26 protein-coding genes are annotated in these 26,687 nt (G+C 43.5%); 19 read left to right on the top strand and 7 right to left on the bottom strand.

Translation table 11 applies throughout. From position 1 onward, the window contains the following. The first annotated feature begins 27 nt into the window (after positions 1-27). A complete protein-coding gene (locus LKO26_RS01810; protein ID WP_227586093.1) occupies positions 28-867 on the top strand; it encodes a hypothetical protein in 840 nt (279 codons plus the stop codon). Here LKO26_RS01810 and LKO26_RS01805 read toward each other — a convergent pair. Continuing rightward, positions 864-1,871: a DHH family phosphoesterase gene (locus LKO26_RS01805; protein ID WP_227586092.1), complete on the bottom strand. Its 1,008-nt coding sequence runs from the start codon at positions 1,869-1,871 to the stop codon at positions 864-866. The two genes, LKO26_RS01810 and LKO26_RS01805, sit on opposite strands and share 4 nt — an antisense overlap. A gap of 138 nt (positions 1,872-2,009) precedes the next feature. Between LKO26_RS01805 and LKO26_RS01800 the strand changes: the two genes are divergently transcribed. The 3 genes from LKO26_RS01800 (at position 2,010) to LKO26_RS01790 (ending at position 3,783) form a co-directional block, all read left to right on the top strand. Continuing rightward, positions 2,010-2,606: a hypothetical protein gene (locus tag LKO26_RS01800; protein ID WP_227586091.1), complete on the top strand. Its 597-nt coding sequence runs from the start codon at positions 2,010-2,012 to the stop codon at positions 2,604-2,606. 162 nt (positions 2,607-2,768) lie between these two features. After that, complete coding sequence (gene rpmH, locus LKO26_RS01795; RefSeq protein ID WP_039365072.1) at positions 2,769-2,927, top strand: 50S ribosomal protein L34; 159 nt, start codon at positions 2,769-2,771, stop codon at positions 2,925-2,927. A gap of 145 nt (positions 2,928-3,072) precedes the next feature. After that, the gene (locus tag LKO26_RS01790) at positions 3,073-3,783 is read left to right on the top strand and encodes a cell division ATP-binding protein FtsE (protein ID WP_227586090.1); all 711 of its coding nucleotides are present in this window, start codon (positions 3,073-3,075) and stop codon (positions 3,781-3,783) included. A 5-nt stretch (positions 3,784-3,788) separates the two neighbouring features. Here LKO26_RS01790 and LKO26_RS01785 read toward each other — a convergent pair whose 3' ends face one another. Genes LKO26_RS01785 through LKO26_RS01775 form a run of 3 tightly spaced genes read right to left on the bottom strand, consistent with a single transcriptional unit; the run spans position 3,789 to position 6,527 of the window. Next, positions 3,789-4,487 (bottom strand): tRNA1(Val) (adenine(37)-N6)-methyltransferase, encoded by a 699-nt coding sequence (locus LKO26_RS01785; protein WP_227586089.1) that lies wholly within the window; start codon positions 4,485-4,487, stop codon positions 3,789-3,791. Next, positions 4,487-5,941: a sensor histidine kinase gene (locus LKO26_RS01780; protein WP_227586088.1), complete on the bottom strand. Its 1,455-nt coding sequence runs from the start codon at positions 5,939-5,941 to the stop codon at positions 4,487-4,489. Before LKO26_RS01780 ends, LKO26_RS01785 begins: the two co-directional genes overlap by 1 nt. Continuing rightward, positions 5,922-6,527, bottom strand: a complete 606-nt coding sequence (locus tag LKO26_RS01775; protein WP_227586087.1) for a riboflavin synthase — start codon at positions 6,525-6,527, stop codon at positions 5,922-5,924. Before LKO26_RS01775 ends, LKO26_RS01780 begins: the two co-directional genes overlap by 20 nt. Positions 6,528-6,626: 99 nt before the next feature. Between LKO26_RS01775 and pdxA the strand changes: the two genes are divergently transcribed. The 11 genes from pdxA (at position 6,627) to LKO26_RS01720 (ending at position 16,727) form a co-directional block, all read left to right on the top strand. Further along, entirely contained in the window at positions 6,627-7,718 is a 1,092-nt protein-coding gene (gene pdxA / locus LKO26_RS01770) for a 4-hydroxythreonine-4-phosphate dehydrogenase PdxA (protein ID WP_227586086.1), read from the top strand. A gap of 100 nt (positions 7,719-7,818) precedes the next feature. Next, on the top strand, positions 7,819-8,340 hold the full coding sequence (locus LKO26_RS01765) for a YceD family protein (protein ID WP_227586085.1): 522 nt from the start codon (positions 7,819-7,821) through the stop codon (positions 8,338-8,340). A gap of 28 nt (positions 8,341-8,368) precedes the next feature. Beyond that, positions 8,369-8,572 carry a 50S ribosomal protein L32 gene (gene rpmF / locus LKO26_RS01760; RefSeq protein ID WP_227586084.1) on the top strand — a complete coding sequence of 68 codons (204 nt, stop codon included), beginning with the start codon at positions 8,369-8,371 and terminating at the stop codon, positions 8,570-8,572. A gap of 126 nt (positions 8,573-8,698) precedes the next feature. Further along, positions 8,699-9,184 carry an acetyl-CoA carboxylase biotin carboxyl carrier protein gene (gene accB / locus LKO26_RS01755; protein WP_227586083.1) on the top strand — a complete coding sequence of 162 codons (486 nt, stop codon included), beginning with the start codon at positions 8,699-8,701 and terminating at the stop codon, positions 9,182-9,184. Between the two features lie 97 nt (positions 9,185-9,281). After that, a complete protein-coding gene (gene accC, locus LKO26_RS01750; RefSeq protein WP_227586082.1) occupies positions 9,282-10,634 on the top strand; it encodes an acetyl-CoA carboxylase biotin carboxylase subunit in 1,353 nt (450 codons plus the stop codon). 106 nt (positions 10,635-10,740) lie between these two features. Then, positions 10,741-11,991, top strand: coding sequence for an ornithine--oxo-acid transaminase (rocD, locus tag LKO26_RS01745; RefSeq protein WP_227586081.1), 1,251 nt, complete (start codon positions 10,741-10,743; stop codon positions 11,989-11,991). Continuing rightward, positions 11,991-12,746 carry a glycosyltransferase family 2 protein gene (locus LKO26_RS01740; RefSeq protein ID WP_227586080.1) on the top strand — a complete coding sequence of 252 codons (756 nt, stop codon included), beginning with the start codon at positions 11,991-11,993 and terminating at the stop codon, positions 12,744-12,746. The genes rocD and LKO26_RS01740 overlap by 1 nt, the downstream gene beginning before the upstream one ends. Positions 12,747-12,837: 91 nt before the next feature. Next, positions 12,838-13,794, top strand: a complete 957-nt coding sequence (locus tag LKO26_RS01735) for a hypothetical protein (RefSeq protein ID WP_227586079.1) — start codon at positions 12,838-12,840, stop codon at positions 13,792-13,794. 1 nt (position 13,795) lies between these two features. After that, complete coding sequence (locus LKO26_RS01730) at positions 13,796-14,761, top strand: glycosyltransferase family 2 protein (RefSeq protein ID WP_227586078.1); 966 nt, start codon at positions 13,796-13,798, stop codon at positions 14,759-14,761. Beyond that, on the top strand, positions 14,758-15,597 hold the full coding sequence (locus LKO26_RS01725; RefSeq protein ID WP_227586077.1) for a glycosyltransferase family A protein: 840 nt from the start codon (positions 14,758-14,760) through the stop codon (positions 15,595-15,597). Before LKO26_RS01730 ends, LKO26_RS01725 begins: the two co-directional genes overlap by 4 nt. Then, a complete protein-coding gene (locus LKO26_RS01720) occupies positions 15,594-16,727 on the top strand; it encodes a glycosyltransferase family 4 protein (RefSeq protein ID WP_227586076.1) in 1,134 nt (377 codons plus the stop codon). Before LKO26_RS01725 ends, LKO26_RS01720 begins: the two co-directional genes overlap by 4 nt. Here the strand turns inward: LKO26_RS01720 and LKO26_RS01715 are convergent. Beyond that, entirely contained in the window at positions 16,695-17,627 is a 933-nt protein-coding gene (locus LKO26_RS01715) for a glycosyl transferase family 90 (protein ID WP_227586075.1), read from the bottom strand. The two genes, LKO26_RS01720 and LKO26_RS01715, sit on opposite strands and share 33 nt — an antisense overlap. Before the next feature lie 3 nt (positions 17,628-17,630). Then, positions 17,631-17,969: a phosphomannose isomerase type II C-terminal cupin domain gene (locus LKO26_RS01710; protein ID WP_227586074.1), complete on the bottom strand. Its 339-nt coding sequence runs from the start codon at positions 17,967-17,969 to the stop codon at positions 17,631-17,633. A gap of 78 nt (positions 17,970-18,047) precedes the next feature. Here LKO26_RS01710 and gltX point away from each other — a divergent pair, with 78 nt between their 5' ends. Further along, complete coding sequence (gene gltX, locus LKO26_RS01705) at positions 18,048-19,550, top strand: glutamate--tRNA ligase (RefSeq protein WP_227586073.1); 1,503 nt, start codon at positions 18,048-18,050, stop codon at positions 19,548-19,550. Between the two features lie 45 nt (positions 19,551-19,595). Further along, positions 19,596-20,552: an acetyl-CoA carboxylase carboxyltransferase subunit alpha gene (locus tag LKO26_RS01700; protein WP_227586072.1), complete on the top strand. Its 957-nt coding sequence runs from the start codon at positions 19,596-19,598 to the stop codon at positions 20,550-20,552. A 49-nt stretch (positions 20,553-20,601) separates the two neighbouring features. Here the strand turns inward: LKO26_RS01700 and LKO26_RS01695 are convergent, their stop codons facing one another. Beyond that, positions 20,602-21,195, bottom strand: a complete 594-nt coding sequence (locus LKO26_RS01695; RefSeq protein WP_227586071.1) for a DUF6759 domain-containing protein — start codon at positions 21,193-21,195, stop codon at positions 20,602-20,604. Positions 21,196-21,544: 349 nt separating this feature from the next. Here LKO26_RS01695 and tsf point away from each other — a divergent pair, with 349 nt between their 5' ends. After that, positions 21,545-22,366, top strand: coding sequence for a translation elongation factor Ts (gene tsf / locus LKO26_RS01690; protein ID WP_227586070.1), 822 nt, complete (start codon positions 21,545-21,547; stop codon positions 22,364-22,366). A 104-nt stretch (positions 22,367-22,470) separates the two neighbouring features. Continuing rightward, the gene (locus LKO26_RS01685; RefSeq protein WP_227586069.1) at positions 22,471-26,622 is read left to right on the top strand and encodes a gliding motility-associated C-terminal domain-containing protein; all 4,152 of its coding nucleotides are present in this window, start codon (positions 22,471-22,473) and stop codon (positions 26,620-26,622) included. Positions 26,623-26,687: the final 65 nt, after the last annotated feature.

The raw sequence follows: 26,687 nt of genomic DNA, 5'->3' as shown, positions 1-26,687 counted from the left end.
CCTGTTTAATAATTTAAAACATTGACGTTGAGATACATCACAATTGTACTCTGCATAGCCACGCTCACCGCTTGCAAAAAACCTGCTGAACAGGTCGCTGATATTGCCGTGGAAGAAGTGTATGGCAAAGAGCATCACTATGACACTTTGCTGCCCGATTCCACTTCTCAACAAACAGCCGCAACAAGTCTGCAAATCTTCAGTTATACAGATGAGCTGTGCCAATACAAAGGCTATTACCATCCCGAAAACATATCCCTGCAAGAAATAGAGGGCGCTTTTACCCTTTGGCGCGATCATTCAGGAAGTATAGAGTCGCCGGGCGTATTTCATCTTCGCAATCTTCATCAAATCCGGGAGGAAAAAGACAATTATCTGAACAGAATCAGCAAACAGTACCAGGAAGCCCGCAAAAAGCTGACCGGTCTTACACTTCCAAAGGATCCTTACTGGCACACTATTCACAAAACCGACCTGCAGGAACTGGAAGACTACTATGAATTGGTATCTACAGAAGCAAAGGCCTTTACCCGGCCTGAAATTCTGAAAACTTCCCGCTTCAATACACAATGTGCAGAGTATGCAGATGCGCTTACCGGTGGCAAAGAACATCTGCTGAAAGTGTGGGAAACCCACGTGCAGTCTCAAGGTCTGAATAATGCAGACCCGGAACGCCTGATGCAGAATTTCAGAGCGGAGAGCCAGAGCACAGCATATCTGGATTACGCTTACATTAACCTCATCACTTTTGGGTGGGGCAACTGCGCCAATGACCAAATAAAGCGAGCAAGCCGGGATGAAGCGATGAACCGTAAGTTTGAAGCACTTTTTACCCGCGTGGAAACTGTGGAATGCGATGAACCTTAAAAATCTTCGGCCTCAATTTTTTCTTTAAAATCTTCGATGGTTTCCTCAATGGATTTGTAGTACTTTCCGCCTGCTGCATTGATGTGTCCACCGCCATGAAAGTATTTCCGCGAGAATTGGTTCACATCTACCTGATCTTTTGACCGGAAAGAAATTTTAATGAAATCTTCATACAAATCCTCCATGAAAAACGCCGAAACCTGCGTTCCCATGATGCTGAGACCGTAATTTACAAAACCTTCGGTATCCCCTTTCTGGAATCCGAATTCCTGCAATTCCTTACGTTTCAGCCAGAGAATGGCCACTTTGCCGTCTTTCACTACTTCTATTCTACCCAGAATCAGAGACAGAAGATACAATCTGGAGACGGTATTGGTATCCCAGGTATTAGAGGTGATGGTGGCGGGGTCTGCACCTTTTTCTATAAGATTTGCTACAATTCTGTGTGTGGCAGCACTGGTAGAGCGGAAACGGAAACCGCCGGTATCGGTCATGATGCCGGTGTAAAGGCATTGTGCCACATCTGTATTCACCAGATGCTCCTCCTGCAAAGTCTCAATAAAATGATACACCATCTGGCAGGTGGCCGGCACGGTAACATCTGAATACACGAAATCAAAATCATCCGGCTGCTGATGATGGTCAATGAGGATTTTCACCGCTTTGGCTTTTTCAATCCAGGGACCTACCAGATTTCCGGCACGGTGAGACGCATTGAAATCCAGCACAAAAATGACATCGGCATGGTAAATGGCTTCGCCCGCCTGTTTTCTTTTATAATCTGCAATGATGATTTGCTTTGCCTCCGGCATCCACTTCAGGAATTTCGGGAAATCGTTCGGTACAATCACCTCTGCCTCCACGCCTTTTTGCTTCAGAAAATGTTTGAGTCCCAGACTGGAACCTATGGCATCTCCATCCGGATTATAATGGGTGATGATCACAATTTTTTTCCCGGGCACCACAAGATTTTGAATTTCTGAAATTTCAGCAGGAGTAAACATAGAATTTTAGATTTTTGCAAAGATAAGATTTTAGGCGGTAGGAATTTTGCCATTTACAGAGAGAAAAAAATGATCTCGCACAAGAAAATCTGCGAACGGACGTTCATCATGAAACAAAATCACAAAAATGACATCCCGATGAAAAAAATATTTTTGCTGATCCTCTTTGGCAGCATGATGCTGCACGCGCAGGAAGAACCACTGCGTACGGCTGATATAGAAACTGTAGAAATCAACGAAAAGGACTATGAAAAAGTGAGTTTTTCGTACGGGCTGAAGCAGGAAATGAATAGTCGATTCATAACGCTGCCACATACTGAAATGGGATTAAGATTCAGAAATCATCATCATGAAACAGGAAGAGTATCATCTGTAAAACTATTTTTTCACAAAACTGAAAAAGAACACCATCTCACTACTTTGGAAATTAACTTTTACGAAATTGATTCTTTGACCCGTATGCCCGCCCAAAAACTGAATAACACAAGCATTACCTATACGCCCCGAAACAAAGCAAGAGGCATGGTTTCATTAGACATGCAAAAACATGCAATCCCTTTTCCCAAAGGAGGGATTCTCGTAGCGGTAAAATGGCTGCCCACGTCAAATCAATCTAAACATGCAGGCCCGGCTCTAAGACAAACTCATTATAAGGAAAGAATCACGTACACCAGAATAAGGACGGAAAATGGTCTGTACACGGGCGCCAAGCTGAAAAAAGAGGATTATATGTAAATGCAATGATGAGCCTGGAGGTCTATTTCCGTAAAAAGAAGGGAAATCTTATGTAAACAGAGCTGAACTTTAAACTTTTAAAAATTAATTTGCAGAGAATAAAAAGTTTCATATCTTTGCAATCTGAAAAAACAAGACTGTATTTACTAAAAATATTGAGCAATGAGCAAAAGAACATTCCAGCCATCAGAAAGAAAGAGAAGAAACAAACACGGTTTCAGAGAAAGAATGTCTACGCCAAACGGTAGAAGAGTATTGGCTGCAAGAAGAGCAAAAGGCAGAAAGAGTTTAACTGTAAGTGCTGCACGCGCGAAGAGATAACCCTCTGTTTCCGAATACACCTATGCTTGAAAAAGAAATTTTTCAGGCATTTTTTGTTGTTAAACTATCCTAAAACTTAGGTTTAATCTGTAAGTTTTTATACTTTTGAAAACTTATATTTCAACACAAAAACTCATATCCAAAGATGCCGCACAGACACGAAACCGGAGATAACATCATCAACCTGAGCCATGCCACCATTTCCCAAAAAAATGTAGTGGTACTCAGCAATGTAGACCTTCACATACAGAAAGGAAAATTCTGCTACCTCATCGGGAAAACAGGCTCGGGGAAAAGCTCCCTGCTGAAAACCCTCTACGGACACATCCCACTGGGTGGCGGACAGGGAAATGTAGCGGGTTTTGATCTTGCGAACCTGAAGACCAGCCAGGTGCCGGATTTGCGGCGCAAACTGGGAATTGTTTTCCAGGACTTCCAGCTGTTGCCGGACCGTACGGTAGAGAAAAACCTGAAATTCGTGCTGGAAGCGACCGGCTGGACAGATAAAGTGAAAACAGATGACCGCATTAATGAAGTGCTGGCCAGCGTAGGCATGAAGACCAAGAAACACAAAATGCCCCACCAGCTTTCCGGCGGTGAGCAACAGCGTGTAGCCATAGCGCGTGCTCTGCTGAATCATCCCGAGCTGATTCTGGCCGATGAACCTACCGGAAACCTGGACCCCGAAACGTCCAACGAAATCATGACCCTGCTGAAACAGGTAGCCATAGAGAACCACGCCGCCGTACTGATGGCCACGCATGACTACCACATGATCCAAAATTTCCCCGGTGAAGCCATCCGCTGCGAAGACGGTAAAGTATCTGTACTTTCTACCGCCGAATTATTTGAATAAAAAGATTATTTTTTTCCAAAGACATGAAAATCTTTGGTCACCTCAAGATATTGGTCCGAGTAATTTCTCGGACTTTTTTCAATGACGAAATCTTCGGTTACCATTTCGCCGGAGGTTTTTGAAAATTCAAGAACATTTCTTTTCAGCACTCCGTTTCTGATGCCAAAAACATTAACCTTACGCAGCAGAAACAACCCCAACCCTGCAGCATATTGCTCCATTTCCGGAGCAGTTTCTGAGGGAATAATGACAGAAATCCTACCGCAGTCTTCCAACAGCGGAAAGGAAGCATCCAGCAACACCCGCCAGTCCAGCTCCAGCGTCTGCCGGGCCAGGACGTCTTTATCTGAATCATTGACCTCAAAATACGGCGGATTGCACACAATGAGATGAAAGCACTCTGCAGATTCAAAGCTTTTAAAATCCTGATGCAACACCCGCATTCTTTCTGAAAAAGGCGACTGATTAAAATTCAGTGCAGCCAGTTCTGCTGCCTTGGGGTTTACATCCAGAGCCGTGAAACACGCCTCAGGATTTCGCTGTGCCAGCATGAGGGAAATCACACCGGTTCCCGCTCCCACTTCCAGCACCCTGGATGCATTTTTTACTTCACATAGCACACCCAGCAACACCCCGTCTGTGCCTACCCGGAACACTTCGTCATCCTGCAGAATCTGAAATTGCTGAAAAACGAAAGGTTTCATTACAGATTATTCGGTAAAGAAATAATGAACTTGGCGCCCTTACCCACCTCAGATTTTACCGTAATTTCGCCGCCGTAGTCTTCCACCATTTTGCGGACCATCGTCAGTCCCAGGCCCATCCCTGAGGATTTGGAGGTAAAACTGGGCTCAAAAATACGTTCCTGCATATGCTCCGGGATGCCCACGCCATTATCTTCCACAAAAATCACCACTCTTTTATTGATCTGCTCCACATCCACATTAATAATGGGTTGCTTATGATCTTCCACCGCCTGTTTGGCATTGGTAATCAGGTTGGTCAGAATCCGGTTCAGATAAATCCGGTCCATATTGACCATAATATCTTCTTTATTGGCATGCACAAAAATACGGTCATTATTGAAGATGCGCAGTATGGATTCAATTTCTTTATTCAGGTTAAAGGTTTCATTTTGCTTTTCGGGCAATTGCGCAAATTGTGAAAAAGCGGTAGCCACGGTAGCCACCAGATCAATCTGATGCACCACCGAATCGGTCATTTCTCTTAGTCTTTCTCTAATATCGGGAGCATCGGGATCAAATCTTCGGGCAAAATTCTGTATGGTCAGTTTCATGGGTGTAAGCGGGTTTTTCACCTCATGGGCAACCTGCTTTGCCATTTCTCGCCAGGCTTTTTCCTTTTCACTGAATGCCAGGCGATCCTTATGATCCTGAATCTGCAAGATCATCTTATTATAGGCTTTCACCAAAGCGCCCAGTTCATCATTCTGATAGTATTTAATCGGCGCCATATCCTTGTCAAAGAGCGTAATACGGGTAATAATATCCGAAAAGTTAGAAATTGCCTTGGTCAGATTCTTAGAAATAAACCAGCTAAGCAAAATACTCAGGGCAATAATGCCGATATTCACCAAAGCAATAAGTTTCATATACTTATTGAGGAGCTCTACATGTGCACTGTCACTGTGATAATACGGAAAATATACCACCCCTATCGGCTCCATGGCATTATTCTGAAAGGTGATGTAGGATGATGTTTTGTTGGATCCCACTGCCTGGTCATACTCTTTGACATCTACCCTTCTGTTATAGGTAATCACTTCATGGAGAACGCTTTCCGGCATTTCCTTCTGGGATACCTGACTGCGCTGGCGGTTAGACAATAAATATTGACCGTTCAGATCATAAATAATGATATCCTGTTTGGTAATATCTGAGATTTCCAGGATTTTACTGCCCAGCACCTCCGGAATCTGTTCTGTACTGATGGGTTCCAGGCTCACCGCATAATCCAGCGCTGCCATCAGCTGGTTGGTACGGTTCTGCATATCTGTTCTGCTCTGTTCCTCGGCATTGCGCTTCAGGAGCAAATAAGATATGTACGCGGCACTGGCCATACTGAGTACACAGATGATGATAAACCCGCTGAACACACGGGTACGCAGGCTGTATCTTTTATAATTTGATGTGGGCATTGGTGGAAATCAGTTTTGCAATATATTTGCCAATGATGTCAAACTCCAGGTTCACCAGATCTCCCGGCTTCAGAAACTGAAGATTTGTAAATTCCCAGGTATAGGGAATTATGGCTACAGAGAAGTCATCGGCTCCGCTTCTGGCCACGGTAAGGCTGATTCCGTTTACCGTAACAGACCCCTGAGGAACCGTGACGAAGGCTCCCTCATGGTTATCATACTGAAAAGTAATGAAATAACTGCCGTCTTTATTTTCAATGGAAATAACTTTACCGGTTTTATCTACATGCCCCTGAACAATATGACCATCCAGCCGGCCGTTCATCTGTACACACCGCTCCAGATTGACCACGGTGCCGGTTTCCCAGCTTCCCAGATTTGTTTTTTCCAGCGTTTCTGCAATAGCGGTCACGGTGTAGCGGTCATCTTTGATGGCCACTACCGTGAGGCAACAACCATTATGTGCCACACTCTGATCTATTTTTAATTCACCGGTAAAAGGGCAACTCAGCGTAAAGTGAATATTCGCTCCGCTGTGTTCTATGTGCTCCACCACTCCGGTAGATTCTATAATGCCTGTAAACATAAATTTCTTCGGTTATAAAAGAAAGAACAATCCAAAATCTATAAGTTCGTCTTAAATTTATAAATTTGTAAAATTCTAAATAAATTCAAAGATAGTAATATGAGTTCAAAACAACATAAAGTTCGGGTAGGAATTTCCATTGGTGATTTCAATGGCATTGGTCCGGAAATCATTATGAAATCATTGCAGGACAAAAGCATCACAGATTTGTTCACACCCGTTATCTTTGGTTCCGGAAAACTTTTCACCTATCAGAAGAATATATTCAAGCTTCAGCATAATTTCAATTACATAACAGAGGCATCCCAGGCCCAGCCACAGAAAATTAATATGGTAAATCTGTGGAAAGACAATGTGAATGTAGACCTGGGAACCCCCTCCGAAGAATCTACCAAAATGGCCATAGAGTCTCTGGAAGCGGCTACCACAGCACTCCTGAACAACGAAATAGACGTACTGGTCACCGCGCCCATCAATAAGGATGAGATGATAAAACAAGGCTTTGCGCATGCCGGGCACACAGGTTATCTGGAAGAAAAAGCCGGTAAGAAAGGGCTGATGTTTCTGGTAACAGACGATCTGAAGGTGGCGGTATCTACACACCACATTCCGCTGGCAGAAGTGGCACAAAACATCTCTAAAGAGAAAATTAAAAAACAGATCAAACTCCTGAACCAATGCCTCATTGAAGATTTCCAGATCCGCAAACCCAAAATTGCAGTTTTGGGTCTGAATCCGCACGCCGGCGACGGAGGCCAAATCGGGCGCGAAGAAATTGAAATCATACAACCGGCCATTCAGGAGATGTTTGACCATGGGATGATGGCCTTCGGACCGTTCCCGGCAGACAGTTTCTTTCAGCCGGAAAAATATAAAAACTACGACGCCGTTCTGGCCATGTATCATGACCAGGGTCTGGCACCTTTTAAAACCCTGGCGTATGCAGAGGGAGTGAATTATACGGCGGGACTGCCCTTTATCCGTACTTCCCCGGATCATGGAGTAGCGTATGACATAGCAGGAAAAAACATGGCGGATGAACAAAGTTTCAGCGAGGCAATTTTTACAGCGATCAAAATTTTCCGCAGCAGAACAGAGTATAATTTACTGATGCAGGACCGGCTGAAACCCAGAAGATCCGGACACGACAACTGTGTAGACGAAGACCTGCCGGCAGAAAAGGATAAATAAGTGAAAGGTAATAACTTTACAGAAAATCCGGAAAAACAAAATATTAGCGACAATTAATTTGTCAATATGAAAAAAATGCATATTTTTGCACACTCATTTTATGGACAAGCTTAGAAAATATGATATCGTATTTTCCGGTCTGAAAGACGGAAAGCATTCGTTTCAATTTGAGGCAGATCAGGAGTTCTTTAAGCAGTTTGATACCGAACAGGAGTTCACCAATCCGCGGATTATTGCTGATGTTTTGATGGAAAAACACAGCACCTTTCTGGAATTCTGGATCAGGACCTCCGGCACGGTAAATCTGGTTTGCGATATCAGTAATGAAAATTTTGATTACCCGATAGACCATACCATCAAGGTTCTGGTGAAATTTGGTGAAGAATATGATGACAGTGAAGAAGATGTAATTACCATCCCTCAGCACGACCACGCATTCAATGCAGCACAGCTGATTTACGAAGATGTAATGCTCTCTGTTCCCATGAAAAAGATTTCGCCCGATATTCCGGAAGAAACCCTGCAGGAACTGGAAAAGTATTCCGCACAGGAAGAAAAAACAGAAGAACCCGAAAACGACCCCAGATGGGACGCTTTAAAGAAATTAAGAGATAAAAATTAACATACAATAATTAATAAAATTATTAACAATGGCACATCCAAAGAGAAGACAGTCGTCTACAAGAAGAGATAAAAGAAGAACGCACTACAAAGCTGTAGTTCCTCAACTTGCTAAAGATGCTGCATCTGGTGAACTTCACCTGTATCACAGAGCACACTGGCATGAAGGAAAATTGTACTACAGAGGTAAAGTAGTGATGGAAAAAACAGAAGAAACTACAGAAGAGAACTAAGAGTCTACTTTTAGAAAAACTTCTATTTCATATAAAAACCACTCGATTTTTTATAATTTCGGGTGGTTTTTTATTGTTTTTTACGTTTTTTTGGTATCTTTGAGCCCTTAATACAATAACAAAATTATGGATATCAGAGAAATACAAAACCTCATCAAATTTGTTTCCAAATCTGAGGTTTCTGAGGTAAAGTACAAAACAAAAGATTTTGAAATTACCATCAAAACTCCACTGGGTGGCAATGAGAATATCAGCTATGTAGCGCAACCTGCCATGTACCCCGCTCCCGCAGCAGCACCGGCTCCTGCAGCAGCACCACAGGCAGCTCCCGCAGCAGACACCCCGAAAGATGCTGCAGCAGATGACAGCAAGTATATTGCCATCAAATCTCCGATGATTGGTACATTCTACAGAAAACCTGCTCCGGACAAAGACGTATTTGTAAATGTGGGCGATGAGGTTACACCCGGTAAAGTAGTATGTGTTATTGAGGCCATGAAACTCTTTAACCAGATTGAATCCGAAATCTCAGGAAAAATTGTAAAAATCCTGGTAGACGATGCTACTCCGGTAGAATACGATCAGCCATTATTTTTAGTAGATCCATCTTAAGGAATTTTAAGATCTAGGGAAAAGATAAATTTCATGCGAAACCCCTCGTTTGAAATTGATTTAAAATTCAAAATCTATAATTTAAAATTTCGAACAGATGTTCAAAAAAATATTAATTGCCAACCGTGGTGAAATCGCGATGCGCATTCTGCGTACCTGCAAGGAAATGGGCATCAAAACGGTGGCCGTGTACTCTACCGCAGACAAAGACAGCCTGCATGTACGTTTTGCCGACGAGGCGGTGTGCATAGGTCCTGCCATGAGTAAGGATTCCTACCTTAAAATATCCAACATTATTGCCGCTGCAGAAATCACCAATGCAGACGCCATACACCCGGGTTACGGATTCTTGTCAGAAAACTCCAATTTCTCCAGAATTTGTCAGAAAAACAACATCAAATTCATTGGTGCCACTCCAGAGCAGATAGACCGAATGGGAGACAAGGCCAATGCCAAAGCGACCATGAAAGAAGCAGGCGTACCATGCGTACCGGGTTCTGAAGGGCTGATAGACGGCTATGAAACCGCCGCAAAACTGGCCGAAGAAATTGGTTATCCGGTCATGATTAAAGCTACCGCCGGTGGTGGCGGCAAAGGCATGCGCGCCGTATGGAAAGCAGAAGACCTGCAAGACCACTGGGATTCTGCCGTACAGGAAGCTACCGCAGCTTTCGGTAACGGTGGCATGTATATGGAAAAACTGATTGTAGAGCCCCGTCATATAGAAATTCAGATTGCCGGCGACCAGTACGGAAAAGCCTGTCACCTGTCTGAAAGAGACTGTTCTGTACAAAGAAGAAATCAGAAACTAACTGAAGAAACGCCTTCACCATTTATGACCGATGAACTTCGCGAAAAAATGGGTGAGGCCGCAGTAAAAGCTGCAGAATACATAGGCTACGAAGGTGTGGGCACTATAGAATTCCTGGTAGACAAAGACCGTAATTTTTATTTTATGGAAATGAACACCAGAATCCAGGTAGAACACCCCATTACCGAGCAGGTCATAGATTATGACCTGATCCGTGAGCAGATTCTGCTGGCTGCCGGAACACCGATTTCCGGAATCAACTACTTCCCGAAACTGCACTCTATAGAATGCCGTATCAATGCAGAAGATCCGTATGCTGACTTCAGACCATCTCCGGGAAAAATTACCGGACTGAATATTCCGGGAGGACACGGAATCCGGGTAGACACCCACGTGTATTCCGGGTACACCATCCCGTCCAACTACGACTCCATGATTGCCAAACTCATTACCACTGCGCAAACCCGTGAAGAAGCGATAGCCAAAATGAAGCGTGCACTGGAGGAATTCTATGTGGAAGGTGTAAAAACGACCATTCCGTTTCATCGCCAACTGATGGAAAACGAAGATTACCTGGCCGGAAACTATACCACCAAGTTTATGGAAGACTTCGTGATGGATAAAAAGTACGAACATTAACCAGTCTGATAAAACAACTGAATTGCTCCCCTGCCGGGAGCAATTTTTTTATGCACTGCACTTCACAATAAAAATAGTATTTTTGTAAAAAATCACTTCAGAAATTATGTCAGATACATCACAAACCAAAAACTCACAATATTATATAGAGCTGGAAGACAGACACGGCGCCCACAACTACCACCCGCTGCCGGTGGTTATTGATAAAGGCGAAGGCGTTTATGTGTGGGACGTGGAAGGCAAAAAATACTACGACTTCCTTTCAGCCTACTCTGCTGTAAACCAAGGCCATTCTCATCCTAAAATTGTAAAAGCCATGACCGATCAGGCGCAGAAACTGGCGCTGACCTCCCGTGCGTTTTATAACTCCAGCCTGGGTGAATTTGAGAAAAAAATCACGACCCTTTTTGGTTTTGACAAAGTATTGCCCATGAATTCGGGGGCAGAAGCAGTGGAAACCGCTGTAAAACTGGCCAGAAAATGGAGCTATGAAGTGAAAGGCATTGCAGAAGACGCTGCCAAAATCGTAGTATGCGAAAACAATTTTCACGGCAGAACCACCACCATTGTTTCATTTTCCAATGACCCGGATGCCAACCAGAATTACGGACCATTTACCCCCGGATTTGTAAAAATCCCCTATAACGATCTGCAGGCTCTGGAAGAAACACTGGCGAAAGATGCCGCCAATATTGCAGCCTTCCTGGCAGAACCCATACAAGGTGAAGCGGGTGTCTATGTACCGGATGAAGGATACCTGAAAGGTGCGGCAGAACTGTGCAAAAAATACAATGTATTATTTATTGCTGATGAAGTGCAAACCGGCATTGCAAGAACCGGAAAACTCATTGCCTGCCATCATGAAGGAGTGCAACCCGATATTCTGATTCTGGGCAAAGCACTGTCCGGCGGAATGTATCCTGTATCTGCAGTGCTGGCAGATGATGCCATTATGAATGTCATTAAACCCGGACAGCATGGATCCACCTTTGGAGGGAATCCACTGGCTTGCGTCATTGCCACGGCAGCACTGGATGTGGTAGAAGAAGAAAAACTTTCTGAATGCGCAGAAGAACTCGGGAAACTCTTCCGCGCTGAAATGGAGAAGCTGATCTCCAAAACAGATCTCATTACAAAAGTACGCGGCAAGGGCTTGCTGAACGCAATTCTGATTAATGATACGCCGGATAGCGCCACAGCCTGGAATATCTGTCTGAAACTTCGGGACAACGGCCTTCTGGCGAAGCCCACCCACGGCAACATCATTCGTCTGGCTCCCCCACTGGTCATCACAGAAGAGCAACTGCTGGAATGCGTAAGGATTATTGAGGAAACGGTAGTAGCGTATCAAAAGTAATGAAACTCTCGGCGGTTGTCATCACGTTCAATGAGGAGAAAAATATTGAACGCTTTCTGAAATCTGTAAATGATCTTGCAGATGAAATTGTGGTGGTTGACAGTTTTTCTACGGACCGCACCCGGGAACTTGCAGAAACTTTTGAAAAAGTACGCTTTATCACGCATGAATTTTCCGGCTATGGAACACAGAAAAATTATGCCCTGGCTCAGTGCAAGGGCGAGTGGGTGCTTTTCCCGGATGCCGACGAAATTCTGGATGAGGAAGCCAGAAATTCCATCAGAAAAATAATCAATACCGGTGACCAGACTGCAGAAGTCTACAATGTGGAATTCAACAATATATTACTTGGAAAACATCTCAAATACGGTGGCTGGGGTTCTATTTTCCGGGAGCGCTTCTTCAGAAGGTGCGCCGGCAGATTCAGCGATGATAAAGTTCATGAAAAATTTATTTTTAGTGGAAAAAAAGAAGTTTTACCCGGAAAAATAAATCATTATACCTACAGCAGTGTCTTTCAGTACGTCGATAAAATAAACCGGTATTCTGAAATGATGGCGCAGAAGTATGCTGAAGCCGGTAAAAAAGTGAGCATCTGGAAAATACTCTTCAGTCCGTGGTTTACTTTTTTCAGGAACTATTTTTTCAAACTGGGCTTTCTGGACGGTCTCATCGGCTTTTACGCAGCAATAACCAGCAGTTATTATTCGTTATTGAAATACCTAAAACTTTACCTTATCAAAAAGGCAGCCTAGTTTCTTCCAAACAGAATCAAACCGGCGGTTTAAAGGATGGGTTTTTGGGGATTAATGCTCTATAAACCGGATAATTTATTTACTTTGCACTATGAATATTTGCGTCATCAGTTTCGATTTCTGGCAATACGACGGGCATATCGTAGAAGTGCTGCGCAGCAAGGGCATCACGGCACACCATATCAATCTGGGCGCTTACCGCCATAAGAATCTGCAGGCCAGAGTAAAAAACACCATCTCCAAAGTTTTTCTGGGTAAAAATCTCAAAAAACATTATCGCCAGGAACTTATTCTGGATACTCTGAAGAAACTGGGTCCGCAAGATCAGATCCTTGTGATTAATCCCGAGCAGATAGAGCGCAAATATCACGAAATCATCAAAAAATACACAGACCGCTACGTCGCGTATTTGTATGACAGTCTCAGCAGGAATCCTGCAGAACACGTACTGGATTTGTTTGACAAGATATTTTCCTTTGACAAAAATGATTCTGCCCGGCATGGCTTTCAGTTGATTACCAATTACAATTACCTCCCGGAACAGCAAATCAGTGCGGAAGCCGATTATGATTTGGTTTACCTGTCTTCTTTTGACAACAGACTGGCACTTCTTTATAAGATTACTGCCCGGCTGAAAGATCTGGGCCGCAATTATTACTATGTAATTGTGGGCAAAAAAACCTGGATCAAAAACCTGCAACTGCAGGGTACCACGCATAGCATTTACACCCGAAAAAGAATAAAGCACGAAGAATTACCGGGATATTACAAGAAAGGGCGGGTGATTCTGGACCTCATTCGTGACCATCAGGACGGTTTAAGTTTCCGGATTTTTGAAGCAATGGCGCTAAAGAAAAAGGTGATTACCAACAATAAGACCATTAAGGATTATGATTTATATGATGCAAATAATATTCTGATTCTGGAAGATGATCTCAGCAATCTTACCACTGATTTTTTCGAAAGCGAGTACCGCGAACTCCCCCGCGAAATTTATAAAAAATACACCCTGAATCACTGGGTTGATGTAGTGTTTGAACTTAAATAAAATGAAAACATCTGTAGCACTCTGTACCTATAATGGTGAAGACTTTATACGGGAACAACTGGACTCGATACTTCAGCAGACCGTTCCTGTAGATGAAATTGTGATTTGTGATGACGGATCATCAGATTCTACACTAAGCATTCTGAATCAATATGACATTAATAATCCCGGTATTTTCCAGATTTTTCGTAATGACAAAAACCTGCGCAGTGTAAAAAACTTTGAAAAAGCAATTACACTTTGCAAAAATGACATTATTTTCCTGAGCGACCAGGACGATTTCTGGGTCCCGCAAAAAGTAGAAACAATGCTGGCAAGTTTCCGGAAGAACCCGCATATTTCTGTACTGTGCAGCAATGGCTACGGAATAAACCAAAAAGGTGAAGCGCTGGATGTAATTACAATATGGGATGTTCCGCAGTTTCTGAAAGAGTCCGGAATCCCGGTAGATTACTTTAAAATCATAAGCTATGTAGGAAATATTGCGACAGGTGCAACTATGGCCATTCGTAAGGATTTCACCTCAGAAATCCTGCCTTTTCCGCAAAAGAAAGGCTTTCATCACGACGAATGGATTGCCTTGGTTGCATCTTACCATAATCAATTTGACCTGCTGAATGAAAGACTCATCAAATACAGAACGCACGATAACCAGCAAGTAGGGGGCGTTTTTTACCCGAACAACCAGTCTACACGGAAGCAACTGATTCGGTTTTTTAATCTTTTCGGAGAGCACAAGAATTTTGCAGCGTACAAAAAACTATTGAAAAGACTTACTGAAGCAAATGAGAAAATTCGCGGATTCCGGGAAAATGGCATAGAACATCCTCTGCTCAATCATCAGGAAAAAGACCTGAGACAGGTGTATTCAGATATTAAAGCAAAATTCCGTACAGAATATCCCGTGCGCTATCTGCTCCTCTTCTGTATGGATAAGGTAACCGGAAAAAGACAGATGCAGTCATGAAAACGTTAGATTTTTCAATTATCGTCCCGTGTTATAATCAAGAGAACTTTCTGGCTGAAACACTTCAGTCTGTACAGAATCAAACGCTTAAAAACTGGGAATGCATTATTGTCAATGATGGCTCTACAGATTCATCAGAACAGATCATTAACGAATTTTGCGCTCAGGATTCCCGGTTCATCAAAATCAATCAGGCCAATAAAGGTCTAGCCGCTACCAGAAATAATGGAATTATGGCTGCTTCCGGTACCTACATCCTTCCGCTGGATGGCGATGATAAGATTGGCGCAGACTATCTGGAGCTTGCTCTGCACGAGTTTCAAAAAAATCCACAACTTAAATTGGTATACGCCCAGGCTGAATTTTTCGGAACCAAGAATGAATACTGGCCACTGCCGGAATACACTTACCGGAGGATTCTGTTTGTAAACTGTATTTATTGCAGCGCCATTTTTAGAAAAAGTGATTATCTGAAAACAGAGGGTTACGATGTCAATATGCGACATGGTTACGAAGACTGGGAATTCTGGCTTCAATTGCTAAGTCCGGAAGATCAGGTATACCGACTGAATTCTGTACAATTTTACTACAGACAGCGCGATCAATCCATGATTTCCTTTCTGAATGAAAAGAACAAAAGACGGGATATGGAAACCTATATCATGGAAAAACACCGGGAAAAATACCCGCCACTATTACGGGATGGTTTTTCTATGGAAAATTTCCTGGAAATCAGCAGCAAACTGGAAGAACTGAAATCTTTTAAAAAATCTGTCGCATTCCGGACTGTTTATAAAGTTGAAAAATCTATACAAAAAATTTTCACAGCGGGATGATTAAAGAATTACTACTCATCAGAAAGTTTTACAGACAAGTAAATACAAGTGGAAATTATTTGTTTTTTCCGTTTTATCATGTGGGCGGCGCCGAAACCGTACACCTCAACATCCTCCGGACTTTTCAGGAGAAACCCAACTGTTTCATCACCAACAAGTCATTTTCTGATGCTAACAGGCCCTCATTTCAAAAATATTCAAACCTCATTGAGATTGAACCACTTACCCGTACCGGAAAATATCGCAAGTATCTTTTAAAATCCATTGCTAGAAGAATAAACCACGATAAAAATCCCGTAGTTTTCGGATGCAACAGCATCTTTTTTTATGATTTAATTCCCATGCTGAAATCCCATGTATGGATTGCAGATCTCACACATGCGTTTTCTTACGAACAATACTCTCCGGAATTTTACAGCCTGCCGGTAGCAAACCGATTTAATGCCCGCATTGTACTGGGGCAGAAAACCAAAGAGGATTACGCCAACTTATATAAGGATCATGGAATAGATTCAAAATATACTGAGCGGATTAATATCATCAAAAACAACGTTTACGTGCCTGATTCACTGGTAAAACCAAAGAATAACATCCTGCAGATTGTCTTTGTAGCAAGAAATTCTCCGGAAAAAAGACCCGAAATTGTGTTTGAAATTCTGCGAAGGCTGAATCAGGATGGTATTCCTTTTCAGTGCACAATTGTTGGCGATTTCGACCAGCTGAACCTGCAAATAGACTACGCAAAATTTACAGGGGAAATTCATAATAAAGCCACCCTTCAGAATGTGTACCTTAACAGTGATGTATTATTGCTTACCTCTGAACGGGAAGGTTTGCCCATGGTAATTCTGGAAGCAATGGCACATCAAGTACTACCAATTAGCACAGCTATAGGCGAAATCTCTGAGCTAAAGCGTGCTGAGCCGGGCATCATTCTTTCCGAATCTTTGGAACCGGAAGCGGTTATCTCTGAAATGCTGAAAATCATCAGACACCTGAATGAAAACAAGTCTGAATTGCGCATCCGCCAAAAAAATTGCTATCATACGGTAAAAGAAAATTACAGTACAGAAAAATTCACAGACAGTTATCGAAAACTATTCCACAAAATACTTCCTCAAAACCAATAAATTACAGAGGTCTTCGGTGTGTTTATTGAAAAACTGAGCGCAGTGCCGGTTGGCATTGTTGATAATTTCCAGGCACTTGTCAGGATGACTGATGTAGTAGCGGAGCTGCTCTTCCAGATCTGAATAATCTGATTTGATTTCAATATAATGTTGGCCGCCTGTCAGAGTGCCCTCCATAAACCAGGTCTCCAGCGTAGGTTTTGGCATCACGGCTACAGAATTGGAAGACATCACCCATTTCAGATTGGTGGCCACATCGTTGCCCTGAAGACACAAAATGAACTTGTAGGCCAGATGATCCTGCACGGAAATCTTGGGTTTCCACCAACGGGGATTGCCTCCTTCTTTATTCACCTGCCCCAGATCACACAGCGGATGGTCAAAAAACAAATCATAAAAGCGGTACCGGTGCTCCTGAAAAACAGTCCCCCTACCTATAAGCATATCTTTTTTCTGAAGGAAAGGCCGGTCATTTTTAATCCATTTCACATGACGTACTTTGTTCAGGCTCATCAGCACACTGTTCTGATTATCTGCTGATACAGGTCTGCTTTTTACCAGACTGGGAACTTCCGGGATATGCGTAACATCGCCAAAAACATGATTTAACCGCAGATTCTCATCAAAAAACCGGGCATATTCGTACGCATCAAAATAATACACTTTAGGTTTCTGTGCTTTTCTGAGGTTTTTAATGGAATGCTGACCAGAACGTGCAACATGGTCTTCCAGTTTATTATAGTAGGACACCCGCGCTTCCACCTCTTTCAGTTGCTGCGGTGTGAGTTTTTTCTTCAGGCTTTTAATTCTGGAAACATAATCATCTGCCGGCAGCAGGCTTCTCAGGAAAGCTTGGATATAGTAGATAACTTTATTCTGTCTGATAATGCTGGCCATCATCTACTACCGTGCATAATCATCCTGAATCCGGATAATGTCGTCTTCGCCAAAGTATGTGCCGGTCTGAACTTCCACAAATACCAGTGGCTCTCCGGTCCGGTTTTCTATGCGGTGTCTGGCACCCAGCGGGATGAAGATACTTTCACCATATTTTACGATGTGCTCTGCATCATCCAGAATAACCATTGCCTCACCCTGTACAATGGTCCAGAACTCTTGCCTTTTGTGATGATATTGGTAAGAAAGTCTCTGCCCGGGATTTACCAGAATTCTTTTTACTTTAAAGGTGGGTTCGTCCTGCAATACATAGTATTTCCCCCAGGGTCTGTCTCCTATTTCCATTTGTTTTAAATATTCTACAAAACTAACAATTTTTTCCTTTCGTTTTTTCCGTAAATTTGCAGCCAAAATTATGAAATAATGAGCAGAGTGAGAGTGCGTTTTGCACCCAGTCCTACCGGACCCTTACACCTGGGCGGAGCCAGAACCGCTTTATACGACTATCTTTTCGCCAAAAAAAACGACGGCGATTTCGTGCTTAGAATAGAAGACACAGACACTGCACGTTTTGTAGAAGGTGCAGAGGAATATATTATGGAATCCCTGGAGTGGATGGGCATCACACCAGATGAAAGCCCGAAACACGGTGGACCCTACGGACCCTACCGTCAGAGCGAAAGACGCGAAATCTACGACCAGTACACGGCGCAGATCCTGAAAACCGATTATGCGTACATTGCCTTCGATACCCCCGAAGAACTGGACGAAATCCGCAGCAAATATGAAGAAAAGGGCGAAATATTCTCCTACAACTATATGACCCGAAATCTGCTGAGCAACAGTTTGTCCCTATCAGACGAACAGGTTGCGGAAAAGCTTCAAAATAAAGTTCCGTATGTCATCAGATTCAAAATGCCTGTAGACCGTATTCTGAATCTTGAAGACATCATCCGCGGAAAGTTTTCTGTAAACACCAACACGCTGGATGATAAAGTTCTGGTAAAGCAGGACGGAATGCCTACTTACCATTTTGCCAATATTATAGATGATTATGAAATGAAAATCTCACACGTCATTCGTGGAGAGGAGTGGCTGCCCTCCATGGGACTGCACGTTTTGCTGTATGAAGCAATGGGTTGGGAAGCCCCACAATTTGCCCACCTGCCGCTTATTCTGAAGCCTGAAGGCAAAGGAAAACTGAGCAAGAGAGATGGCGCAAAATTCGGATTCCCGGTTTTCCCGATGAATTTCACCGATCCTGTGACCGGAGAAATGTCTCCCGGATATAAAGAGGCCGGATATCTGCCCGGTGCTTTTGTGAATTTCCTGGCACTGCTGGGCTGGTCACCGGCAGACAACAAGGAAATCCTGAGCCTGGAAGAAATGGCAGCAGAATTTGACCTTCACAAAGTTCATAAAGCCGGCGCACGCTTTTCAAAAGAAAAAGCAGACTGGTTCAATCAGCAGTACATTCAGATGAAAACCGATGAGGAAATGCTGGCTATTCTGAAGGAACTCTATCCTGAACTGCCTGTAAATGACGACAAATTGCTGAAAATCATTCACCTCATGAAAGAAAGAGCTGTTTTCCCGCAGGACATTTACGAAAACGGCAAATTTTTCTTCTCGGCGCCGGACCAGTATGATGAGAAAGCCGTAAAAAAAGCATGGAGCGACTATACAGGTAGTATTTTGCACGAATTTTCGACCCATTTGCAGCCGGAAATGAACAGCGAAAGCATCAAATCAAAAATTCAGGAATTTGCTGCCGAAAAGAATCTGGGTATGGGCAAAGTGATGATGCCCCTGCGCCTGGCACTGGTGGGCGAACTGAAAGGCCCGGATGTTCCGGACATTATGGAAATACTTGGTTTCGAGGAGACTACGCGCAGAATTTCAAACGCAACGAATAATATCTCTTAACTTTCTTCAATTTTCACTAAATTTGAAGGATAATTTTTTCAGAATATGCAATACTTAGAATTTGAAAAGCCGATTGAGGAGTTGATGGAGCAATATCAGAAATGTTCCATTGTAGGCGAAGACACCGGTGTGGATGTGAAATTGGCCTGCTCGCAGATCGAAGATAAAATAGTAGAAAAGAAAAAAGAAATATACCTGAACCTTACGCCATGGCAGCGTGTCCAACTTTCGCGTCATCCGGACCGTCCTTATACCCTGGATTTCATTGGAGGTATTGTAGACAAGGACAGCTTCCTGGAGCTTCACGGCGACCGCAATTTTGCAGATGATCCGGCCATGATTGGTGGTATGGCTACCATAGACGGACAGCGGGTCATGATTATTGGTACACAAAAAGGCAGAACTACCAAGGAAAGACAGCACAGAAGATTCGGGATGAGTAATCCGGAAGGATACAGAAAAGCACTGCGTCTGATGAAACTTGCAGAGAAATTCAGCATCCCGGTGGTTACTTTTATTGATACCCCGGGGGCATATCCGGGTCTTGAGGCAGAAGAAAGAGGACAGGGAGAAGCCATTGCCAGAAATATTTTTGAAATGACCATGCTGAAAACACCTGTATTCTGCTACATCATAGGCGAAGGAGCCAGTGGCGGTGCATTAGGAATTGGCGTGGGCAACAAAGTCTATATGCTGGAAAACACCTGGTACACGGTGATTGCGCCGGAAAGTTGCTCCTCTATCCTGTGGAGAAACTGGAATCATAAAGAAGATGCAGCCAATGCGCTGAAACTGACCCCGAAAGATGCACTGGAACATAAATTTATAGACGGCATCATAGAAGAACCACTGGGCGGGGCGCACTACGACCCTGCTGTAGCATTCGAAAATCTGAAGCAATCCATTCTGCAAAACATCAAAGCCTTCTCTAAGTTTTCCGGTAAAGAACTGGAGCGCCAGAGACAGGATAAGTTTATTGCGATGGGACAATTTAAAGGTTAATTCATTTACTCATTAATAAAGAACGCTCACCTGGCGGTGAGCGTTCTTGTTATTTTGAAGCCAGTGTGATGGCAATGTCTGAACTGATGTTTTTGGCGCTGGCATATTTATAATCACAAATACTGGTGGTGAGCATATAGTTGCCTTTATCCACCAGAATATAATTCTGATTATTGGCCGGGACATTCAGGTTATAATAATTGCCTTTGCCGGCAAACTTTACAATGAGATTGCATGAAGACTGATTCACAATCTGCACATAAGCCTCCCTTTTGTTTGGATTATTATCAAACAGGTGATTCAGAACTTTGGCGGCCATCTTGCTCTTATCATTGACGCCGTCTTTCAGATCGGTTTTCACGTCCTTTACGAGTTTCCCTTTGGTGAGTTGCTGTACTTTTGGTTTGGCCTGCACATCATCTGCGGGAGCAATGAGTTGTACCAGTTTTATTTTAAGCGACTGCACATTGGGATCCTCAGGATGATCTTTTATAAAAGCCGCAATAATCTTCGGATCGTTGCTCATTTGTGCCTGCTCTGCCGTAATCACGGTTTTCTCTGCTTGTTTAGCCGCACTTTTTTTCTTTTGAGAAAAAGCCACGCAAAACAGCATGATGAAAACTAAAGAAAAATATTTTGTCATAAGTGGATTTCTATTTTTAATCGCCATCCGGTGCCGGTGCCAGTAGCATTTTTGCCGGTTCTGATGACGGTTTTTTGTTATCAATTAAAAATTTGAGCGTTAAAATTAATAAAAATTCAGTTACAATCCGTTCTCAAAATTGAAATAAACGCAGTCTCATCATTGAGAAATGGGTCTTTTATCTGCTCTCACAGAATAAGATTGTTTAGAGATCTTTTAGTTAAATTTTAAAACACACTTCAACATAACGAAAAAATCCATGTTTTAGTTTCCGTAATAATTTATATCTTTGCACTGCTCAAAAAAGAAGCAAAAAATAACCTAGTTTTTAATATAAAAATACAGAAATATGTACACACCAGTGGCTGCAGACGTAGCGAAACTTAGAAACACGACAGGAGCAGGGATGATGGACTGCAAAAAAGCTTTAACAGAAGCAGAAGGAGATTTCGAAAAAGCAATTGAAATTCTTAGAAAAAAAGGACAGAAAGTTGCAGCAAACAGAGCAGACAGAGAATCTACAGAGGGAGCTGTTATTGCTAAAGTAAATGCAGATCAGACCGCAGGTGTAATCATCGCACTGAACTGTGAAACTGATTTCGTAGCAAAAAATGACAATTTCGTGGCTTTGGCTCATGATCTTGCAGAACTGGCACTGGGTAAAACCAAAGAAGAATTCCTGGCTTCTGACTATAAAGGAATCACCGTAGCAGAAAAACTGACTGAACAAACCGGAGTTATTGGTGAAAAAATTGAAGTAGGTTCTTTTGAAACGATTGAAGGACCATTCGTAGGTGCTTACATTCACGCAGGGAACAAAATTGCAGCCATTACTTCCCTTTCAGCCAATGTAGATGGTTCTGAAGAAGCTGCGAAAGCAGTATCTATGCAGGTAGCGGCTATGAACCCGATTGCTCTGGATGAAACTCAGGTGTCTCAGGACATCATTGAAAAAGAACTGGATATTGAGAGAGACCTGCTTACCAAAGAAGGGAAGCCTGCAAACATCATTGATAATATTCTGAAAGGAAAAATGCAGAGATATTACAAAGACAATACGCTGGTACACCAGGCGTTCATTAAGGACGGAGGTATGTCTGTAGCAGATTATGTAAAATCTGTAAACGGGGACCTGAAAGTGGTAGGTTACGTAAGAGTAAGCCTTACTTAGTAACCCGGCATCACATGGCATGATCTCCCTGATTTTCGGGGAGATTTTTTTTGTAAATAATTGATAATTAATGAGTACATTTGTCACCCTTTTGTAATAATTTTATGAAAAAACTTCTACCGGCTCTCTTTCTGCTTCTGTCGTTTTTTGGGTATGCACAGCTGGATACGGAACATTGGTTTGCACCTATGGCACCCAAATCTGCCACAAGTGGATTTGACAGTAATTTATATCTCTCCACCAATGAGACTACACCATTTACCGTAAGCGTCTATTACAATAATATGGTATTTGCCACAGCAAATATCAGCAAGGGAAATCCCGCAGTAGTACCGGTACCGGGTGCATATATGATGGGCACCAATTCCAGCCAGCTGTTCACTCCCATTGCAAAAGGAATTTACGCTAAAGGTTCAAAAAAATTCTTTGCCAATTACCGTTTCGCAGTAACCAATCATGCCGAAATCATCACTTCAAAAGGTCTTGCCGGACTCGGAACCACATTTTATGCAGCGATGGCAGCCAACACCGGAACCGCCTATTATATAAATTCTACGATTGGTGTAATGGCCACAGAGGACAACACCACCGTGACCATTTCGGGTTATAATCCAGCCGTAGTTTTTTCTAACGGCACCTCCTTGCCCACGCTCACCTTTACGCTGAACAAAGGACAGTCCTATATTCTGGATGCGGTGAGTGATGTGGTGACCGCCAATAAAGACGGGCTCATAGGAGCCAAAATAGTGGCGAACAGACCCGTGACTGTTACCAATGGCAACTTCAACGGCATCTATACCAACCAGAATTTTACCAATAATGATATCCTGATGGACCAGGCAGTACCCGTGGACCGCCTCGGTGACCTATTTGTACTGGTTAAAGGCAACGCACCCACTTCATCCGGAATGGAAACCGCAATGGTGGTAGCTACCGAGGATAACACCCAGATTTCCGTTAATGGAAATCCGATCGGAACCATTCTGAACGAAGGAGATTATTTCATGGTCGACGGTGCCGCAGGATACGTCAACCAAGGGAACAATCATTATAACATGAGCATCTCCTCCAGCAAAAACGTGTATGTGTATCAGTTTCTGGGAGGGACCGCCACAGGAACAGTGCATGCCGCAGGAGGATTTAACTATATACCGCCTCTGAATTGTTTTCTGCCAAATAAAGTAGATGAAATCGGAAATATCTCCAGTATGGGATCCTCACAGTACAGCACGAAACTGAACATCATTACCCAAAGCGGAGCGGTAGTTACCGTAAACGGAGCGGTACTGGGTGGTGCGAACGGCCCTTACCCCGTAAATTCCAATCCGAACTGGGTTACCTATTCAGTAGCAAACGTCAATGGAAACATTACCGTAAATTCTACCAAATCCGTCACCGCAGGAATTGCGGCCGGAAGTGGTGCCGTAGGATATGGTGGCTATTTTGCCGGATTCTCTTCCATCCCTTCCATTACTAAGACAGGTGATTGCTTCGCAGGCATACAACTACAGGTAGACAACTCTTATGATGCTTACCAATGGTACCTGAACGGTGTGGCCATACCGGGAGAAACCGGCTATAGTATCAACCCGGAACTTTATGGAGCTGGCAACTATACCGTGATGGTAACCAAAAACCTTTGCGAATCAAGGATTACTGAAGCTTATGACTATACACTGTGTCCGCCCATTACAGAATCCACGCAGACCATAGGATCCTGCAACACATTCACCATCAATCCGGCCTTTACCACATCTACTCAAACCATTGATCCGGCTCTTACACAAATCATCCAGGCACCGGGCAGCGGAACAACCAACGTAAATCCGGTTACAGGAATAATTTCATATACCCCACAAAACGGCCTCACTGCAAATACGCAGGTTCAGTTTGTGTATTATCTCCAGGGAACCGGAAATCCGGCAGATTTTGAATACTTCAGAGTCATTTTAAATATTGAAGTTTTGCAGACAACGGGCGCATCCATTGCCACCTGTGCCAATGCCGACGGCAGCGGAACCTTTGACCTGACTTCGGTTACCGTGAGCAACGATCCCGGTGCTGCAGTGACCTATTTCTCAGATGCAGCACTCACAAATGCTATCCCGAATCCGGCAAATTATACAGGACCGGCAGGCATGGTCTACGCTTCTGTAGTTTCCACCTACGGGTGTGCGGGCACAGCACCCGTGCAACTTACCATAAACCCTGCGCCCAACATTGACACCAGTAATTTTAATGCTGCCTTGTGCGACGAAAATCTGGACGGAACCGTTCCTGTGGATTTCACGGTGATTACTCCACAGATTGTCAATAACGCTGCGCAATTCACGACCAGATATTATTTGAATCAAGCCGACGCTGCTGCCGGAAATGCGAATACTCTTCCTGTAAACTGGACGTACAATGCACCCACTACGGTTTATGTACGTGTGGACACCATTACAGGTAACTGCCCGCCGGTTTTCGGTCAGATTGACTTCATTATTGCCAATCCGCTGCCGCTACTGACTTCGGAAATCACGAGCACACTCTGTGATCCGGACGGGAACGGATCAGAAAATGCCAATCTTACAAACTATATTCCATCCTTTACCACCGCTGCAGGGGTCAGTGCAACCTTTCACAGCAGTCTGGCAGATGCTCAGAATGGAAACAATGCCATTAACCCTAACCAGCTGGTCACCGGCACAGGAATATATTATATTCGTTTCAGCAGTAATGACGGATGCCCGAATACCGGAAAAATCACACTGAATCTGGAAACACTTCAGGTAACCCCTGCAACACTTTCAGCCTGTGGCAATACCGCCGGAACCGCTACCTTCAATCTTTCTCAGGCCAATGTGACCACCAACACCGGTGTTACCCTGACTTATTTTACAGACGCCGCTCTTACAGTTCCTTTGAACAACCCAAATGCCTATAATTCGGCCTCTGCTACCGTATATGTACTGGTATCTACACAGAACGGCTGTATCAGCAGCACTACAATCCAACTGAACGTGATTCCGCTGCCGAACATCAATACGGCAAATTTCAACGGCGCACTCTGCGATGACAATTTTGATGGCATTGTGACGGTAGATTTCAGCACCATTACGCCACAGATTGTGAACAATGCGGGCGCCTTTACCGTTCGGTATTATACCACACTTGCTGCTGCACAGGCAGGCGGAAACAACAACTTACCTAATAACTGGACCTATAACGCCACAACCACCGTGTATGTGCGGGTAGACAGCATTACCGGCAATTGTACACCGGCCTACGGACAGATTACTTTCAGTATAGGCAATAAAATTCAACTGTTAACCAATGATGTGACCACTGAAGTCTGTGACAATGATCTGAGTGGTGATGAACAGGTGAACCTGAACGGCTTCATTGCACAATTTACCACTGCTCCGGGAGTTTCGGCGAGTTACCACCTGTCACTGGCCGATGCTCAGAATGATGTAAACGCCGTGAATTCCAATCAGAACATTACCGGTCCTCAGACTTTCTATGTCCGCTTTGAAAGCAATAACGGCTGTCCCAATACGGCAGAACTGAATATCAGTCTTAAATCTCCCAAAGCGTCGGAGACCCTGAAAGATATTTCCATTTGCCCCGGAACCTCTGTCACTCTGGACGCGGGAGCTGGATTTACCAGCTATCTCTGGAGCACCGGCGCTACTACACAGACCATAACGGCGACCATCGGCAACTATTATGTGGATCTGAGTTTTAACGGATGTGTGTACAGGCAATATGTTCAGGTTTTACCCGCAGAGCAACCGGTCATCACTAAAATAGAGGTGAAGGGAGACATAGCCACCATCCATGTATCCGGCGGAACACCACCATATGAATACTCCCTGGACGGTGTTATCTATCAGGCCTCCAATGTTTTCATGGGTTTATCCAAAGGGACACATACTGTATATGTACGTTCTGCCGAAAAATGCCGGCCGGTCATGAAAGAATTCCTGGTATTGAATCTGATTAATGCAATTACACCAAACGGAGATGGTGTGAATGATGTTCTGGACTATTCTGATTTACGCACGAAAGAAAATGTAAGCATTCAGATTTTTGACCGCTATGGCTCGGTAGTATACCAGTCTTCAGCAAAAAAATACATCTGGGACGGTAAGGTTTCCGGCCAGGCCATCAGCAGTGGCACGTACTGGTATGTCCTGAAATGGACCGACCCCGACACAAAAGAAAATTCAGAATACCAGGGCTGGATACTGCTTAAAAACAGAGAATAACATAAAATATTTAAGCCGATAGCCGGTATATGAAGAATTTATTATAAATTTGTGAAAATGAAATA

This window comes from Chryseobacterium sp. MFBS3-17 (assembly GCF_020687745.1).
Classification (GTDB): domain Bacteria; phylum Bacteroidota; class Bacteroidia; order Flavobacteriales; family Weeksellaceae; genus Marnyiella.
Note: the sequence above shows the minus strand (reverse complement) of the source record. Positions and strands in the feature narration are given on the sequence as shown.

What these genes read in the sequence shown, in the direction of transcription:
- LKO26_RS01735 (WP_227586079.1), top strand. Translation starts at nt 12,838, where the DNA reads ATGAATATTTGCGTCATCAGTTTCGATTTCTGGCAATACGACGGGCAT.
- LKO26_RS01685 (WP_227586069.1), top strand. Translation starts at nt 22,471, where the DNA reads ATGAAAAAACTTCTACCGGCTCTCTTTCTGCTTCTGTCGTTTTTTGGG.
- LKO26_RS01740 (WP_227586080.1), top strand. Translation starts at nt 11,991, where the DNA reads ATGAAACTCTCGGCGGTTGTCATCACGTTCAATGAGGAGAAAAATATT.
- LKO26_RS01780 (WP_227586088.1), bottom strand. Translation starts at nt 5,941, where the DNA reads ATGCCCACATCAAATTATAAAAGATACAGCCTGCGTACCCGTGTGTTC.
- LKO26_RS01725 (WP_227586077.1), top strand. Translation starts at nt 14,758, where the DNA reads ATGAAAACGTTAGATTTTTCAATTATCGTCCCGTGTTATAATCAAGAG.
- rocD (WP_227586081.1), top strand. Translation starts at nt 10,741, where the DNA reads ATGTCAGATACATCACAAACCAAAAACTCACAATATTATATAGAGCTG.
- LKO26_RS01700 (WP_227586072.1), top strand. Translation starts at nt 19,596, where the DNA reads ATGCAATACTTAGAATTTGAAAAGCCGATTGAGGAGTTGATGGAGCAA.
- rpmF (WP_227586084.1), top strand. Translation starts at nt 8,369, where the DNA reads ATGGCACATCCAAAGAGAAGACAGTCGTCTACAAGAAGAGATAAAAGA.
- LKO26_RS01800 (WP_227586091.1), top strand. Translation starts at nt 2,010, where the DNA reads ATGAAAAAAATATTTTTGCTGATCCTCTTTGGCAGCATGATGCTGCAC.
- accB (WP_227586083.1), top strand. Translation starts at nt 8,699, where the DNA reads ATGGATATCAGAGAAATACAAAACCTCATCAAATTTGTTTCCAAATCT.
- LKO26_RS01790 (WP_227586090.1), top strand. Translation starts at nt 3,073, where the DNA reads ATGCCGCACAGACACGAAACCGGAGATAACATCATCAACCTGAGCCAT.
- LKO26_RS01695 (WP_227586071.1), bottom strand. Translation starts at nt 21,195, where the DNA reads ATGACAAAATATTTTTCTTTAGTTTTCATCATGCTGTTTTGCGTGGCT.
- pdxA (WP_227586086.1), top strand. Translation starts at nt 6,627, where the DNA reads ATGAGTTCAAAACAACATAAAGTTCGGGTAGGAATTTCCATTGGTGAT.
- accC (WP_227586082.1), top strand. Translation starts at nt 9,282, where the DNA reads ATGTTCAAAAAAATATTAATTGCCAACCGTGGTGAAATCGCGATGCGC.
- LKO26_RS01805 (WP_227586092.1), bottom strand. Translation starts at nt 1,871, where the DNA reads ATGTTTACTCCTGCTGAAATTTCAGAAATTCAAAATCTTGTGGTGCCC.
- LKO26_RS01765 (WP_227586085.1), top strand. Translation starts at nt 7,819, where the DNA reads ATGGACAAGCTTAGAAAATATGATATCGTATTTTCCGGTCTGAAAGAC.
- tsf (WP_227586070.1), top strand. Translation starts at nt 21,545, where the DNA reads ATGTACACACCAGTGGCTGCAGACGTAGCGAAACTTAGAAACACGACA.
- rpmH (WP_039365072.1), top strand. Translation starts at nt 2,769, where the DNA reads ATGAGCAAAAGAACATTCCAGCCATCAGAAAGAAAGAGAAGAAACAAA.
- LKO26_RS01715 (WP_227586075.1), bottom strand. Translation starts at nt 17,627, where the DNA reads ATGATGGCCAGCATTATCAGACAGAATAAAGTTATCTACTATATCCAA.
- LKO26_RS01710 (WP_227586074.1), bottom strand. Translation starts at nt 17,969, where the DNA reads ATGGAAATAGGAGACAGACCCTGGGGGAAATACTATGTATTGCAGGAC.
- LKO26_RS01775 (WP_227586087.1), bottom strand. Translation starts at nt 6,527, where the DNA reads ATGTTTACAGGCATTATAGAATCTACCGGAGTGGTGGAGCACATAGAA.
- gltX (WP_227586073.1), top strand. Translation starts at nt 18,048, where the DNA reads ATGAGCAGAGTGAGAGTGCGTTTTGCACCCAGTCCTACCGGACCCTTA.
- LKO26_RS01785 (WP_227586089.1), bottom strand. Translation starts at nt 4,487, where the DNA reads ATGAAACCTTTCGTTTTTCAGCAATTTCAGATTCTGCAGGATGACGAA.
- LKO26_RS01720 (WP_227586076.1), top strand. Translation starts at nt 15,594, where the DNA reads ATGATTAAAGAATTACTACTCATCAGAAAGTTTTACAGACAAGTAAAT.
- LKO26_RS01730 (WP_227586078.1), top strand. Translation starts at nt 13,796, where the DNA reads ATGAAAACATCTGTAGCACTCTGTACCTATAATGGTGAAGACTTTATA.